At 43.6% G+C, this 722-nt stretch carries 1 protein-coding gene; it reads right to left on the bottom strand.

The window, feature by feature from the left end; all coding sequences use genetic code 11:
- The coding region (gene virB11, locus ACFIL8_RS11740; protein ID WP_375689953.1) for a P-type DNA transfer ATPase VirB11 at positions 1 to 722 on the bottom strand (722 nt) is incomplete at both ends.

Consider the following 722-nt stretch of genomic DNA (forward strand, 5'->3'; position numbering starts at 1 on the left):
ATCATCGAGATTAATAAGCCGCGGATATCATCGCGTGCTAAATTACCACCACCGTCACTTTCTTTGACTAAAAGGGTCATTTGTTCAAAGGCTGCAAGGGCTGTTGAGGCGTGGACGGTGGTAATGGAGCCGGGGTGACCAGAATTGACATTACGGATATAGTAAAAGGCTGTACCATCACGCAGCTCTTGTAGAAGGATTCTGTCGGGGCGCATGCGTAAGCCTGATTCAAGCAGTTCTTTTGCGCCTGCTTTTGCTAAGCCTTGGTTATCTTTTGAATAAAAGAGCTGCACTTTGTTGGCGTGCGGAACGACAAGTTCTGGTGTGTCTTCAATGGTGAGAATTCGTTCATAGTCAGGGATTTTTGCAATCAAAGCTTTGGAGAGGGTTGTTTTACCAGAACCGGTTTTTCCCGATATTAAGATATTTTGTTGTGTAATAACGGCTTTTTCTAAAAAGGTGCAAAAATCTTTCGCGATAAAGAGATCTGTTAGCTCTTTGTCTGTATCAGAGAGTTCGGATAATCGTTCTGTCATTTGTTGCGTGGGTGTGAAACTGGTGTTTTGGGCGACAGAAAACAGATTGTTTTCATGTAAACTTTCAAGAGAAAAAGTGCGTGATGAAGGTTTACGAATGGTCATGCTAATGGTATTGGCTGCAACTGCTGGAGGCATAACAATTTGTATGCGTTCGTTGTTTGGCAGTGTTGCGGAGAGAACGGG

It is taken from the genome of Bartonella sp. AP57NXGY (assembly GCF_042195805.1).
GTDB lineage: Bacteria > Pseudomonadota > Alphaproteobacteria > Rhizobiales > Rhizobiaceae > Bartonella.